10 protein-coding genes are annotated in these 12,866 nt (G+C 55.5%); 6 read left to right on the top strand and 4 right to left on the bottom strand.

Annotated features, from left to right (window positions below):
• Positions 1 to 68: 68 nt before the first annotated feature.
• Both EKL30_RS12685 and EKL30_RS12680 read left to right on the top strand, forming a co-directional pair.
• The gene (locus EKL30_RS12685; RefSeq protein ID WP_126707585.1) at positions 69 to 1,820 is read left to right on the top strand and encodes a glycosyltransferase family 39 protein; all 1,752 of its coding nucleotides are present in this window, start codon (positions 69 to 71) and stop codon (positions 1,818 to 1,820) included.
• Complete coding sequence (locus EKL30_RS12680; protein WP_126707584.1) at positions 1,820 to 3,244, top strand: MATE family efflux transporter; 1,425 nt, start codon at positions 1,820 to 1,822, stop codon at positions 3,242 to 3,244. The genes EKL30_RS12685 and EKL30_RS12680 overlap by 1 nt, the downstream gene beginning before the upstream one ends.
• On the opposite strand, the gene EKL30_RS12675 is transcribed toward EKL30_RS12680, so the two are convergent.
• From EKL30_RS12675 to EKL30_RS12660, 4 genes are all read right to left on the bottom strand, one after another.
• Entirely contained in the window at positions 3,241 to 4,512 is a 1,272-nt protein-coding gene (locus tag EKL30_RS12675; RefSeq protein ID WP_126707583.1) for a glycine betaine/L-proline ABC transporter ATP-binding protein, read from the bottom strand. The genes EKL30_RS12680 and EKL30_RS12675 overlap by 4 nt on opposite strands.
• A gap of 1 nt (position 4,513) precedes the next feature.
• Positions 4,514 to 5,365: a proline/glycine betaine ABC transporter permease gene (locus EKL30_RS12670; protein ID WP_126707582.1), complete on the bottom strand. Its 852-nt coding sequence runs from the start codon at positions 5,363 to 5,365 to the stop codon at positions 4,514 to 4,516.
• Positions 5,366 to 5,471: 106 nt separating this feature from the next.
• Entirely contained in the window at positions 5,472 to 6,452 is a 981-nt protein-coding gene (locus EKL30_RS12665; protein ID WP_233583087.1) for an ABC transporter substrate-binding protein, read from the bottom strand.
• 425 nt (positions 6,453 to 6,877) lie between these two features.
• Positions 6,878 to 8,134, bottom strand: coding sequence for a class I SAM-dependent methyltransferase (locus EKL30_RS12660; protein WP_126707580.1), 1,257 nt, complete (start codon positions 8,132 to 8,134; stop codon positions 6,878 to 6,880).
• 116 nt (positions 8,135 to 8,250) lie between these two features.
• Between EKL30_RS12660 and EKL30_RS12655 the strand changes: the two genes are divergently transcribed.
• The 4 genes from EKL30_RS12655 to leuS all read left to right on the top strand — a co-directional run bounded on the left by EKL30_RS12655 (position 8,251) and on the right by leuS (position 12,862).
• The gene (locus EKL30_RS12655; RefSeq protein WP_199748557.1) at positions 8,251 to 9,447 is read left to right on the top strand and encodes a Bcr/CflA family multidrug efflux MFS transporter; all 1,197 of its coding nucleotides are present in this window, start codon (positions 8,251 to 8,253) and stop codon (positions 9,445 to 9,447) included.
• 113 nt (positions 9,448 to 9,560) lie between these two features.
• Complete coding sequence (gene rpmB / locus EKL30_RS12650) at positions 9,561 to 9,797, top strand: 50S ribosomal protein L28 (RefSeq protein ID WP_073108873.1); 237 nt, start codon at positions 9,561 to 9,563, stop codon at positions 9,795 to 9,797.
• A gap of 32 nt (positions 9,798 to 9,829) precedes the next feature.
• Positions 9,830 to 9,997, top strand: coding sequence for a 50S ribosomal protein L33 (rpmG, locus tag EKL30_RS12645; protein WP_073108878.1), 168 nt, complete (start codon positions 9,830 to 9,832; stop codon positions 9,995 to 9,997).
• Between the two features lie 207 nt (positions 9,998 to 10,204).
• Positions 10,205 to 12,862 (top strand): leucine--tRNA ligase, encoded by a 2,658-nt coding sequence (gene leuS / locus EKL30_RS12640; protein ID WP_126707579.1) that lies wholly within the window; start codon positions 10,205 to 10,207, stop codon positions 12,860 to 12,862.
• The last annotated feature ends 4 nt before the right edge of the window (positions 12,863 to 12,866 follow it).

The following is a 12,866-nucleotide window of genomic DNA, read 5'->3' as shown; positions in this document are numbered from 1 at the left end:
GAAAGGCAGCCTCCGGGCTGCCTTTTTAATTTAAGATAGTTCCCTCCATCCTTTAAGGGCGCACCCCTGTGTCTTCGAGCGACCCCCTTTCTACTCCTGCCCGCTTAACCGCAACGGCAACGGTCAAACTGCCCAGGCTATTCTTGGTAGTGGTAGGTGTAATTTATATCTTGGCTGGGCTGTTCTTTCGAGACCCTTGGAAAACCGATGACGTGGTCGGCCTAGCCACCATGATGACGGCTTTGCAGGACACGGGCGCTGCCATGCTGCTGCCGCAAATCGGCGTGCTGGCGCACGCCCAGGACGGCCCGCTGACCATGTGGGTGGGGGCATTCAGCATCTGGCTGTTCGGACCATTATTCGAACATTTCACCACGCCACTCAACGCGGCCATTATTGCGTCGCGCTTACCTAACCTTCTTTGGTTCGGATTACTTACCGCTTCCGTGTGGTACGGCAGTTACCTTCTGGGCCGCCGGCCCGAACCGCAACCTCTTGCCCTGCCCTTTGGCGGCGAACCCACCGTGCGCGATTACGGACGCATGATCGCCGATGCCGCCTTGCTACTCATTGTCGCGACAGTCGGCATTCTATGGCGGATGCATGAAACGTCCGAGGTGCCGGCACTGATCGCGTTCCAGGCACTGGCCTTTTACGCCGTGGCGCGCATGCTGGACCAACCAGCGTCCGGAGCCCTTACCCTGGGGTTGGCGCTCGGGGCTGCGTTTCTGACGCGGGGTTGGATAGGCGCCCTTCCCATCATGCTGGCCGTATCCTTTTGCTTCAGGCCCCGCAGCGCCTTATGGGAACAAAAGAAATGGCTGGTCATCACCGTGGCAATCGCCGTTACGATGATGTTGCTATGGTGGATCCCGGCCAACCGGCTTAGCGAGTACTGGACACGCAATTGGTGGCTTTGGAATATCCATTCGTTCACCTGGCCACGCTATGAAGTCGTCGTCAGTTTGCTTCGCGACTTGCCATGGTTTCTGTGGCCAACGTGGCCATTCGCACTGTTGGCCTTGTGGCGTTGGCGCTTGTGGCTGGCGGCACCCCACATCTGGATACCCCTGATGTTTGCAGTGTGGCCGATTATCACCATGCTATTCATGGCCGATGTGTTCGAGCCCGAGTACAGCCTGCTTGCAGTGCCGGCTGCCGTGCTTGCTGCTTTTGCACTTCCCACCTTGCGACGCGGAGTGGTGAATTCCCTAGACTGGTTCGCCGTAATGTGCTTTTCGCTGACTACGGCCACCGTATGGCTAGGCTGGATTGCTCTGCAAACAGGGTGGCCACGGCAGATCGCCCACAATATCGCCCGCCAGACCCGCGGTTACGAAGCCTTCATATCGTGGCCCGCGCTGTTCATTGCGGCCCTTGGCACCCTGGCGTGGATAGCGCTGGTCCGCTGGCGTCTGCACAGCAAACCAGTGGCACTGTGGCGCGGCACCGTATTGTCGGCCGGTGGCCTTATCGTGACATGGCTGATGCTCGTCACCCTATGGATGCCCGTACTCGATTATGTGCGCAGCTATCGTGCGGTATCGGCTCAGCTCGCAACTGCATTGCAGATCAACAAAAAACCCAACGAATGCGTGCGCGCGTTGTCAGTAGGCATCGGTCAGAGGTCGTCGTTTTTGGTGTTTAACTCCATCAATTTCAGTTATGACTCGGGCTGCCCATTGATTTTGCAACAAACATCTCCCCAAAGCGTAGCCGATGATACCGCCGCGTTCTCGGACTCCGCCACGGTGGTCTGGCAAGGCACGCGCGGCGCCGACCGCCATGAGCTATTCCGTTTACTGCGCTTAGAAAAGTAATGAAGACACAGGGTCCCAAAGGCGGGCGCTTCGGACCTCACCTGAAAGAAATCCTGCATCAGGCATGGCCGGTTTTGATCAGCTCGTGGGCAGGCATCGCTTTTGGCGTCATCGATACGGCCATGGCGGGACACGCCAGCGCTGCCGATCTTCAGGCCATGGCGCTTAGCGTTTCCATCTATCTGACCGTGTTCGTTGGGCTGATGGGTGTGGTTCATGCCTTGATACCCATCATTGCTCAGCACTTCGGTGGCAAGCGATATCTTGAGGTGGGACGCGCCTGGGGCCAAGGGGTATGGCTGGCCCTCGGGCTGTCAGCCATAGGGGCACTGACTTTCCTGTTCCCGAATATATGGCTTACCTTTTCAGGAGAGGTCGATCCGATTGTTCGCAATGGAATCACCTGGTACCTGCGGGCACTGATTCTTGCCTTGCCCGCGACTCTGATCTTCAGGGCCATTTATGCCCTGTGTACAGCGGTGTCACGCCCAAAAGCGGTAATGGCGATAAATCTGGTCAGCATACTTTTCAAACTGCTGTTCAACTGGATATTCATGTTTGGCAAATTGGGGCTGCCGGCCATGGGTGCGGCAGGCGCAGGTCTTTCCTCGGCTGTGGTTGGATGGCTTATGCTAGGAGCCGGCCTTTGGGTTATTTACCATGATCCATTTTTTCGCCGTTTCAAACCTCATCTCGGAAAGCCCGAATGGGCCAGTCAAAAAGAACTTTTGCGCTTGGGCATCCCGATGGGCGCTTCGTATCTTATCGAGATCTGCGCGTTCAGTTTCATGGCATTGCTAGTGGCTCGGGAAGGTATGTATGTCACCGGAGGGCACCAGATCATGGCAAATTTAGCCGCTCTTTGCTACATGATGCCGATGGCGGTAGGTATAGCGACCGCATCGTTGACGGCTCAGGCCATTGGCGCCAATGATATGCCACGCGCCAGAAGAACCGGGATGGCCGGCATAACGATTGTTGCCACCGGTGCAGGCCTGACTGCGATCGTTCTTATTTTCGGAAAAGCCACCATACTGCGCACCTACACAAACGAGATCCAAGTCGCAACGGTAGCGGCCGCTTTAATGCAAGTGCTTCCCTGGTTTCATTTGTGCGACGCCATGCAATGCATTGGGTCTTATTTGCTGCGCGCCTACAAAGTCGCCATCGTCCCTTTGTTGCTTCAGATCGTTGCGCTGACCGGAGTGGGCCTGATCGGGGGCTGGTGGCTGGGCTTCGGGCCCGCGGCCGGAGCACTACAACCGATCATTGATCGAATCATGCCCGGCGGCCCTGTAGGCGCCGCCAGCATGTGGCTGATGGCGCTTGCAGGGCTTGGTATGTCGGCGATGCTGCTTTTTGGTTGGTACGGGCATATTGTCAGGCACCACGCAAGAACAACACGCCCGGGAAGATCGATTTAGGCAGCAGCGCGATGCTGCTGTTGCGCGGCTTCCTCTGGTTGCGATGCCGAGGCGTCCCCGGTAACCGATTCGCTTTCGTCGCCGGCTGTCCCCTCGACAACCGGCGTAACCAACTCAACAACTTTGGTCCGAGAAAGCATGCCTAAAAACTCGTCGTTATCGCCCGTTACGGCAAGCGGCTCAGTGCTGCGCAACATGCGCCCCAACACCTCATCGAGCCCTGCCGTCGATGGCACCGAAGCCATCTCTTCAACATAACGGGCGATATCACGCGCGCCATCGCGAGCGGCACGCTCGGCCGCCGATCTGGTCAAAACACCCGCCAGGCGCTTGCCGTCAAGAACAGCGGTGTAATCAAAACTGCGCACGGCCATACGCTCTACCGCATGGATAGGTCGCGAACGCATGGTCAGGGTAAGTGAAGGTTCGTTGCATGCGTGGGCAGCATTCAGGACCTTGCTGCGATTGACGTCCTGCAAGAACGACTGAACATAGTCATCGGCCGGGGCAAGAAGTATGTCTTCAGGCGTACCTTCTTGCACCAGTTCGCCGCCCTTGAGAATGGCGATACGGTTGCCCAAGCGCAAGGCCTCGTCAAGATCATGCGTAATAAAGACAATAGTCTTGTTGAGTTGAGCCTGTAATTGCAGTAACTGGTCTTGCATTTCTCGGCGTATCAATGGATCCAGCGCCGAAAATGCTTCATCCATCAACAGTATTTCCGCGTCGGTCGCCAAGGCACGGGCCAGACCCACCCGCTGCTGCATGCCGCCCGACAATTGATGAGGATACTGGTTTTCAAAACCGGCCAGCCCCACTTGTTCAAGCCAGTGCTGGGCGCGTTCACGGCGTTGTTCTTTGCCCAGACCCTGTACCTTCAGGCCGTACGCGACGTTCTCGATTACGGTGCGATGGGGAAACAAGCCGAAGCGCTGAAACACCATGCTCATTTTTTCCTGACGGAATTTTTCCAGCGCCGTTTTTCCCAGGGTCATGACGTCAATATCATCGACGAGTATCTGTCCGGCAGTCGGTTCAATTAGCCGATTGAAGTGCCGAATGAGCGTAGATTTTCCCGAACCGGACAAGCCCATGATCACATAGATGCTGCCTTCTTCGATAGACAAACTAATATCGCGCAAGCCCAGGGTATGGTCACTATTGGCCAGCAGTTCTTCCTTGCTGATGCCTGCCCGGGCTTGTTCCAGATAGCGCTGGGGACGAGGCCCGAAAATCTTGAAAATATTACGTACTTCGATCTTGGCCATATCAGGCTCCTTTATGCTGACGTTGCCCGAACGCCTGGGTGATCCGGTCGAAAATAATCGCGAGAATGACAATAGCGAGGCCAGCGAGGACGCCACGACCTACCTGCAGTCGATTAATTCCCTGCAAAACCTCATAACCCAGTCCGCGCACCCCGATCATGGACGCGATGACGACCATGGCCAGCGCCATCATGGTGGTCTGGTTTATTCCAGCCATGATATTTGGCATGGCGAGCGGCAACTGAACGCCAAACAACTGCTTTGTGCGATTGGCGCCAAAGGCGCGCGAGGCCTCTAGTACTTCGCTGTCTACCATGCGTATGCCCAAATCGGTAAGTCTGATGACTGGCGGCACCGCATAAATGATGGTCGCGATAATCGCAGCGATCTTGCCCAGGTTGAACAACATCACCACGGGAATTAGATAGACGAAGCTGGGCATGGTCTGCATGACGTCCAGCACTGGCAGCAGGATACTGCGCAACCATTTAAAGCTGGCCATCATGATCCCGATGGGTATGCCAATGGCCACGGACATCAGCACGGCCACGATCATGAGAGACAGAGTCTGCATCGCTGCATCCCACAGGCCGATGACGCCGATCAATGACAGCATGCCACCGATCACCAACGAAAAACCGATGCGGCGACTGGCCAGCCAGGCGAGCCCCATGACAGCCAGAACAATGGCCCACCATGGTGCAGACCGCAAGATCTGGTCCATCCAGATCAACAAATCGAGCAAGGGCTGAGTAAATGCCCGTAGTACGTCCGAATAGTTGGACACGATACCGCCGACAAAATCGTCGATGGGCGCACGTAGCTCGCGAGGCGCAATAATTTCGGGAAACATAAAATCAACTCCGTAAAACTCGTAAAAGGTGACGACCGCAGCGATCGTCACATGAAGATTCCGGCGCAAGGCCGGCTTGCCACCTGAGTGGCAAGACGTACGAGTGCTATAGAGCTGCTTTTACCCGCGACGCCACATCGGCCGGCAACCACTGGCTCCAAATCTGGTCGTTATTTTCCATAAACCACTTGGCGACGTCATTCGGCTCGTCCTCGGTTTCCTCCATATGCGCCATAACCTTATCCATGACCGGCAAAGGTACGGCAACTTTGGACAGGAACTCGGTCAGCTTGGGCGCCTCTTGCGTAAACTTGGTGGAAACAGCGGTAAAAACCGGATTATCGGGATAGGCGGACGGCACCGGATTCTCGCAGTCCGGATCAGTCAGGCAATCAAATTTCGTTTTGTCGTAAGGGGGAAAATCAAGCTTCACGAGATCCATGGAACCCGCCAGAGGCGTGGGGTACCAGTAGTAGAAAACCATGTTTTCCTTGCGCTGATACGCTGATGTAAGAGCTGCTTTCTGTGTAGCCCCCGTGCCGGGCGAGAATAAGGTGAACGTATCATCCAAATTCAAGGCCTTGAACAAATTGCCGCTCACAACCTCGCATCCCCAACCTGCCGGACAGCCATAGAGTCTGCCCTTGGACGGTTCTTCAGGATCTTTGAATTCATCTTTGAATTTAGGCAGGTCGGCTGCCGACTTCAGCTCGGGCAAGCGCTCGGCCGTGTAGCGTGGGATAAACCACGCCTCGCCACCCATGTATAGATCGCCAATGCGCTTTACCTTGCCACTGGCCTCAGCTTTGGCCCAGGGTTCGGCGACGCTGTTTAGCCAGACTTCAGTATTAATATCTAGGTCGCCGCGCTCAAGCGCTGCGAGGGCGGGTAGGGTTTCAACGGAAAGGACTTCGGTCTTGCATCCATAGCCTTTTTCAGCGATGAAACGTTCGACTTCGACCAAAACCAGGTTCGACTCCCAGTTCATGCCGCCAAATTTAACCGGACGATCGATTTCGCACTTAGGCGTTTCGGCTGCTTGCGCAGTATTGCCTGTAGAGCTGATACCGAACAATGCGGTGGCCATTGCTAGGCCGAGGGCAATTCGCGTGAATGGCGAAGGGACGTTCGCGGAGAACGTAAAATGTGAAGAGCTCACATGGATAGACATGGCTGTTTTGCCTCCTTGAGTTACATGGACGCATCTGAAATACCACTACGATGCGCCAGGGCTAAGGGGGTGTGCGGAAGACGGATGACCGCCGATACATACCGACACTAGCGTGAAGAGTACGAAGTACTCGTTTGACAGGTAATGGGGCCTTAAGACCCACCATACGCCAGATTGATCAACTGCGAGGTTTGCAGCAGTTTACGAGAAATTAGCCGATATTAAAACCGGGTTATCACCCAGTTACAAATGACGCCTGCGTAAGGTACGGAGATCCGACGCGAATGCCTCTCGATACGTAGTCCCCTTTTAAGTGCGCAGCGCGGCTCTTACCGGCGCGCTTACCTGACGTACATATAATCGCGTCGCCACGGATAGACCTGACCTGCAGGGCAGTCGAGTTCATCAGAACCTCCCTGTGCGCGCGGCTGAGCCAATACTTGGTGTAGCGCTATCCAGCCATGCTCGAAGCCCATGGCGCAGCCCGCCAGATACATGCGGTATGCGCGCAACGAGCGTTCGCCCTGCGCACCCTGCAACGTTGCCCGTGCTTCCGGCAACCGCGCCTCGAGAGCATCGCTCCAGGCCCATAGCGTGCGTGCATAATGAGGACGCAGGTTCTCGATATCGAGGTCTTCCAGCCCGCCCTCGGTAAGGCGTTCGATGACACTACTGATATGGGTCAGTTCGCCGCCGGGAAAAATATACTTATCGATGAATTCGCCCATGCCTGCGCCCAGCTCGGCGTTATCAATGCCACCGGCCGTGATCCCGTGATTGAGCACCAGCCCGCCGGGCCGAACGAGTCGCCGCAACTTAGAAAAATAGTCGGCCAGCTGTGCGCGCCCTACGTGCTCGAACATTCCCACCGACGCAATCTTGTCGTAGGGCCGGCTGTCGTCAAGCTTGCGGTAATCGAGGAGATCCATGCGGACTCGCCCACCAAGGCCTTTTTCGGCGATAAGCTTGTTTACATAGGCATGCTGATTTCTGGAAAGCGTGATACCCGTCGCATCGACACCATAGTTCTCGGCGGCCCAAAGCAACAAGCCGCCCCAGCCGGCGCCTACATCAAGAAAACGCTCGCCTTCAGTCAAGCGGAGCTTACGGCAAATGTGATCGAGCTTGGCCTCTTGTGCCTGAGCGATCGACATACCAGGAGTTCGAAAATAGGCGCATGAGTACACACGGCGCGGATCCAGCCACAAGGCGTAGAAATCGTCGGAAAGATCATAGTGAAATTGAATTTGGCGTTCATCGCGTTCGATGGAGTGGCGCCACACCGATACCAGGCGCCGGATCAGCTCGGTGAAGCGGCCAACTCGTGCGGCGTCAATCGGTGAACCGGGCAAAATCGCTGCGGCCAGGCGCATAAGGTCGCGCATGGAGCCCTGGACATCGAATTTGCCTTCGACATAGTCCTCGCCAAGTACGCCGACCTGTCCAGTCGCCAGATTGGCCAAGGTAGAACGATCTTTAATCGTCAGCCGGATATTGGCGTTGCTCGCACCAAGATGCTGACCGTCAGGCATGATCACCTGTACGGGAAGTGGTAACGAAAACAGCTTGCTTTCAACAACAGATAAGACCGCGCTCAAGGTGGACTCCCTATATTGAAACCATCGTTAGCTAAAATAGTGCCACATATTGGCCGAGAAAGAAACGCCAGTTTCGGCCGTGCTAAGATCAGACTCGATTACGAATGTTTCGATACATGCCGACTGCTTCGAGCTCTCTGACCGTCATACCGCGCTGGCTCATTCTGATGGGCCTATTGACCGCATTAGGCCCACTTGCCATCGACATGTATCTCCCGGCCTTTCCGGCCATCGCACAAGGGCTGGGAACGACTCCCGGTCGGGTCGAACGCACATTGGCCAGCTATTTATTCGGCCTGGCCATGGCACAGCTGTTCTATGGCCCCATCGCCGACCGTTATGGCCGCAAAAAACCTCTTATTGCAGGACTGCTCATCTTTATCGTGGCGTCCATGGGTTGCGCATTTACCAGCGATATCGAACACCTGACCTTATGGCGGATTGCCCAAGCTTTCGGCGGAGCCGCGGGGCTCGTCATACCGCGTGCCGTCATTCGCGATAATTTCGACACCCGCGACGCTTCGAAGGCGCTCTCTATCTTGATGCTGGTTATGGGGGTAACACCTATTTTGGCGCCCATCCTGGGAGGACAGATTCTTACCTTCGGCAGTTGGCGCGGCATTTTCGGCATCATGACCGCCTGCGCTACCTTACTACTGATCAGCGTAGTCATGACCATGAAGGAGACCCTTAACCCGGATCGCGTCATTCCTTTGGGTATGAAGATCATTGCGCGCAACTACCGGGCTTTGCTGCGCCACAGACAATTCATGTGCTTCACTCTGGCCGGCGGTTTCGGCTCCGCAGGAATGTTCGCCTATATCGCTGGATCACCTCGTGTCTTTATTGAAGTCTTCAACGTGGCGCCGCAATATTTCGGCCTGTTATTCGGCATCAATGCTGCAGCCCTTATCGTGGCCGCTCAAGTCAGCGCTCGCTTATTGAATCGCCTTAGTCCTGAAACGCTGCTTAGAAGAGCGCAGATTTCGCTGGTCGCCATGACCATGACGGCGTTGCTCCTGACCATTCTCGGCGTAATTACGTTACTATCCTTAATGCTGTGCTTGGTGGGCTTTATGGCCAGCCAAGGCTTCGTCAATCCGAACGCAGCAGCATTGGCCCTGACCGAACAAGGCAAGCGCTTAGGCGTCGCCTCGGCACTTATGGGCACTTTACAAATGCTATGCGGTGCAAGCGCTGGTTTAACAGTCAGCATCTGGCAAACCGCCTCGCCTTTACCTCTCACAGGCATCCTGGCAATATGCGCCTGTTTGTCGTGGTTATTCGGCCGCATAGCCTTGAAAGCGACTTGATTTAGGTGTCTATTTCGTATTAGAATGTCAGGCTTTACAGATCCACGGTCATTGTCTTTACCGCTTTTTTATGTTGCGGGGCCGAATCAAGCAAATTATCAAGGGGTATTACCATGGCACGTGTATGCCAAGTTACCGGCAAAGGCCCGATGGTGGGCAACAATGTTTCGCACGCGAACAATAAAACCAAGCGTCGCTTTTTACCTAACCTGCAATCTCGCCGCTTCTGGGTCGAGAGCGAAAACCGCTGGGTTCGCCTGCGTATTTCGGCTCACGCACTGCGCACTATCGACAAGAACGGTATCGACTCCGTTCTGGCCGACCTGCGTGCCCGCGGCGTGCGTGCGTAAGCCGCTCGCGATTTAATCTTAAGGAGCTAAACATGGCAAAAGGTATACGCGAGAAGATCAAACTCGAATCCACCGCCGGCACGGGTCACTTCTACACGACCACCAAGAACAAACGCAACATGCCTGAAAAGATGCTGATCAAAAAATTTGATCCAGTAGCTCGCAAGCACGTTGACTACAAGGAAATGAAGCTTAAATAAAGCGGCCAGAGCGCGCACGCGCTGTGCTCGGAACCGGCCTGGCCCGGCCGGAATCTCTGGCAAGCGCTGATTTTATTTAGCTCCTTGTGAAAACCCTGCTCCGGCAGGGTTTTTTTATTTCCCCCTACTTTCCGCACAAAAAAGTGTCTTTGTATCAGGCATTCTATAATGTACGGTTTGCGCAACCAATCACAGATACCGGATCTTATGCAGGAACGTTATAACCCCAACGCCGTCGAGCAAGCTTCCCATCAAAATTGGCAGGAACGCGACGCATACCGTGTCACAGAAAACGCCTTGGCAGCCGATGGCTCGCCCAAGCCAAAGTTCTACGCTTGTTCGATGTTGCCCTACCCAAGTGGCAAGCTGCACATGGGTCATGTCCGCAACTACACCATCAATGACATGATGACGCGCCAATTGCGGATGCGCGGTTATAACGTGCTGATGCCCATGGGGTGGGATGCCTTTGGCATGCCGGCGGAAAACGCCGCCATCAAGTCCCGCGTACCTCCCGCCAAATGGACGTACGACAACATCGCCTACATGAAAAAACAAATGAAGGCGATGGGTCTGGCAGTCGACTGGTCGCGGGAAATGTGCGCGTGCGATCCAAAGTATTACAAGTGGAACCAATGGCTTTTTCTTAAGATGCTGGACAAAGGCATTGCTTACCGCAAGACTCAAGTTGTCAATTGGGATCCGGTCGACCAGACGGTATTGGCCAACGAGCAGGTTATCGATGGCCGGGGTTGGCGATCGGGCGCGCCAGTCGAAAAGCGGGAAATCCCCGGCTATTATTTGCGCATCACTGACTACGCCGAAGAGCTGCTCGAAAACGTGAAATCCGGCTTGCCTGGCTGGCCCGAGCGGGTCCGCCTGATGCAGGAAAACTGGATCGGAAAAAGCGAAGGCGTGCGCTTCGCTTTTCCCCACGACATCAAAGACGAGAACGGAAAACTGATACAAGACGGCCGCATGTACGTATTTACGACACGCGCCGACACTATCATGGGCGTCACTTTCTGTGCCGTTGCCCCCGAACATCCGCTGGCCATGCACGCGGCAGCAAGCAATCCTGCACTGGCGTCGTTTATTGAGTCGTGCAAGCAAGGCGGAACCACCGAAGTCGAACTGGCTACGCGCGAAAAAGAGGGCATGCCTACGGGCCTGTCCGTCGCACATCCCCTCACGGGCAAACCTGTCCCGGTCTGGGTCGGGAACTATGTGCTCATGAGCTACGGCGATGGTGCCGTCATGGGTGTGCCGGGCCACGATGAGCGTGATTTTGCCTTTGCCATTAAATACAGTCTGCCCATTCAGGACGTCATTGCCGTCGAAGGAAAGACCTACTCCACCCGGCAGTGGCAAGATTGGTATGGCGACAAACAACAAGGTCGCACGATCAACTCAGGCAAGTACGACGGCCTGACGCCATCGGCCGCCGTTGACGCGGTAGCTGCCGACCTGGCAGCCAAAGACCTGGGCGAGAAAAAAACGACCTGGCGCCTGCGCGACTGGGGCATATCAAGACAGCGCTACTGGGGTACACCGATCCCCATTATTCACTGTCCCGATTGCGGTCCCGTCCCGGTACCCGAGAAAGATTTGCCTGTCGTACTTCCCGACAATCTAATTCCCGATGGCAGCGGCAATCCGCTGACCAAGAACGAGGCGTTTCTGTCATGTCATTGCCCCAAATGTGGCATAGCGGCTCGGCGCGAAACAGACACCATGGACACTTTCGTCGATTCGTCCTGGTACTTCATGCGCTATACGTCGGCCGGTAACGACGCTGCCATGGTCGATGAACGCAACGACTACTGGATGCCTATGGACCAGTACATCGGCGGCATCGAGCATGCTGTTTTGCATTTGCTGTATGCGCGATTCTGGACGCGGGTCATGCGTGACATGGGCCTTGTCAAGTTCGACGAACCCTTCACTCGCCTCCTTTGCCAGGGCATGGTGCTGAATCACATCTATTCGCGCAAAACCGAACAGGGTGCAGTCGAATACTTTTGGCCTGAAGAGGTCGAGAATATTTACGACGCCAAAGGGGTCATCACCACCGCGCGGCTCCTTTCGGACGGCAGTTCTGTGGAATACGGCGGCATGGGTACCATGTCGAAGTCCAAGAACAATGGCGTCGATCCGCAATCGCTGATTGATTCCATGGGCGCCGACACCGCCCGACTCTTTGTCATGTTTGCCAGTCCGCCAGAACAGACGCTTGAATGGTCGGATTCCGGTGTCGACGGCGCCCATCGTTATTTGCGGCGCCTATGGTCTTTTTGCTACAACAGTCGCGGCGCCATAGAAAGCGTCACCGGTGGCGACGGCGCCTGGTCGGATGCCGACGCGGCATCCAAGACACTGCGCCGCGAGATCTATAACCTGCTTAAACTGGCCGACTACGATTATCAGCGCATCCAGTACAACACGGTCGTTTCCACCAGCATGAAAATGCTTAACACGCTGGAATCCGCTGCACTGCCAGACACTGCTGTTGCCAAGCGGGCATTGTCCGAGACAATTTCCATCCTGTTGCGGGTTCTCTACCCCGTGGTTCCTCATATTACCTGGCAGCTCTGGCAAGATCTCGGTTTTGATCGAACCTACGGCGACCTGCTCGACGCCCCGTGGCCTGTCGTTGATGAGGCGGCATTGATTGCTGACGAAATCGAACTGGTTCTGCAAATCAACGGCAAGTTACGCGGTGCCATCAAGGTCGCCAATGGCGCGACGAAAGAACAAATCGAACAACTCGCGGCGGCTCACGACGCTACACATAAGTATCTTGAGGGCCGTCAGCCCAAACGGGTTATTGTCGTGCCCGGTAAACTCGTTAACATTGTCGGATAATTCA

The organism is Candidimonas sp. SYP-B2681 (genome assembly GCF_003971065.1).
GTDB lineage: Bacteria > Pseudomonadota > Gammaproteobacteria > Burkholderiales > Burkholderiaceae_B > Pollutimonas.
The sequence above is the reverse complement of the archived record's forward strand: the minus strand, read 5'-3'. Positions and strand labels throughout refer to the sequence as shown.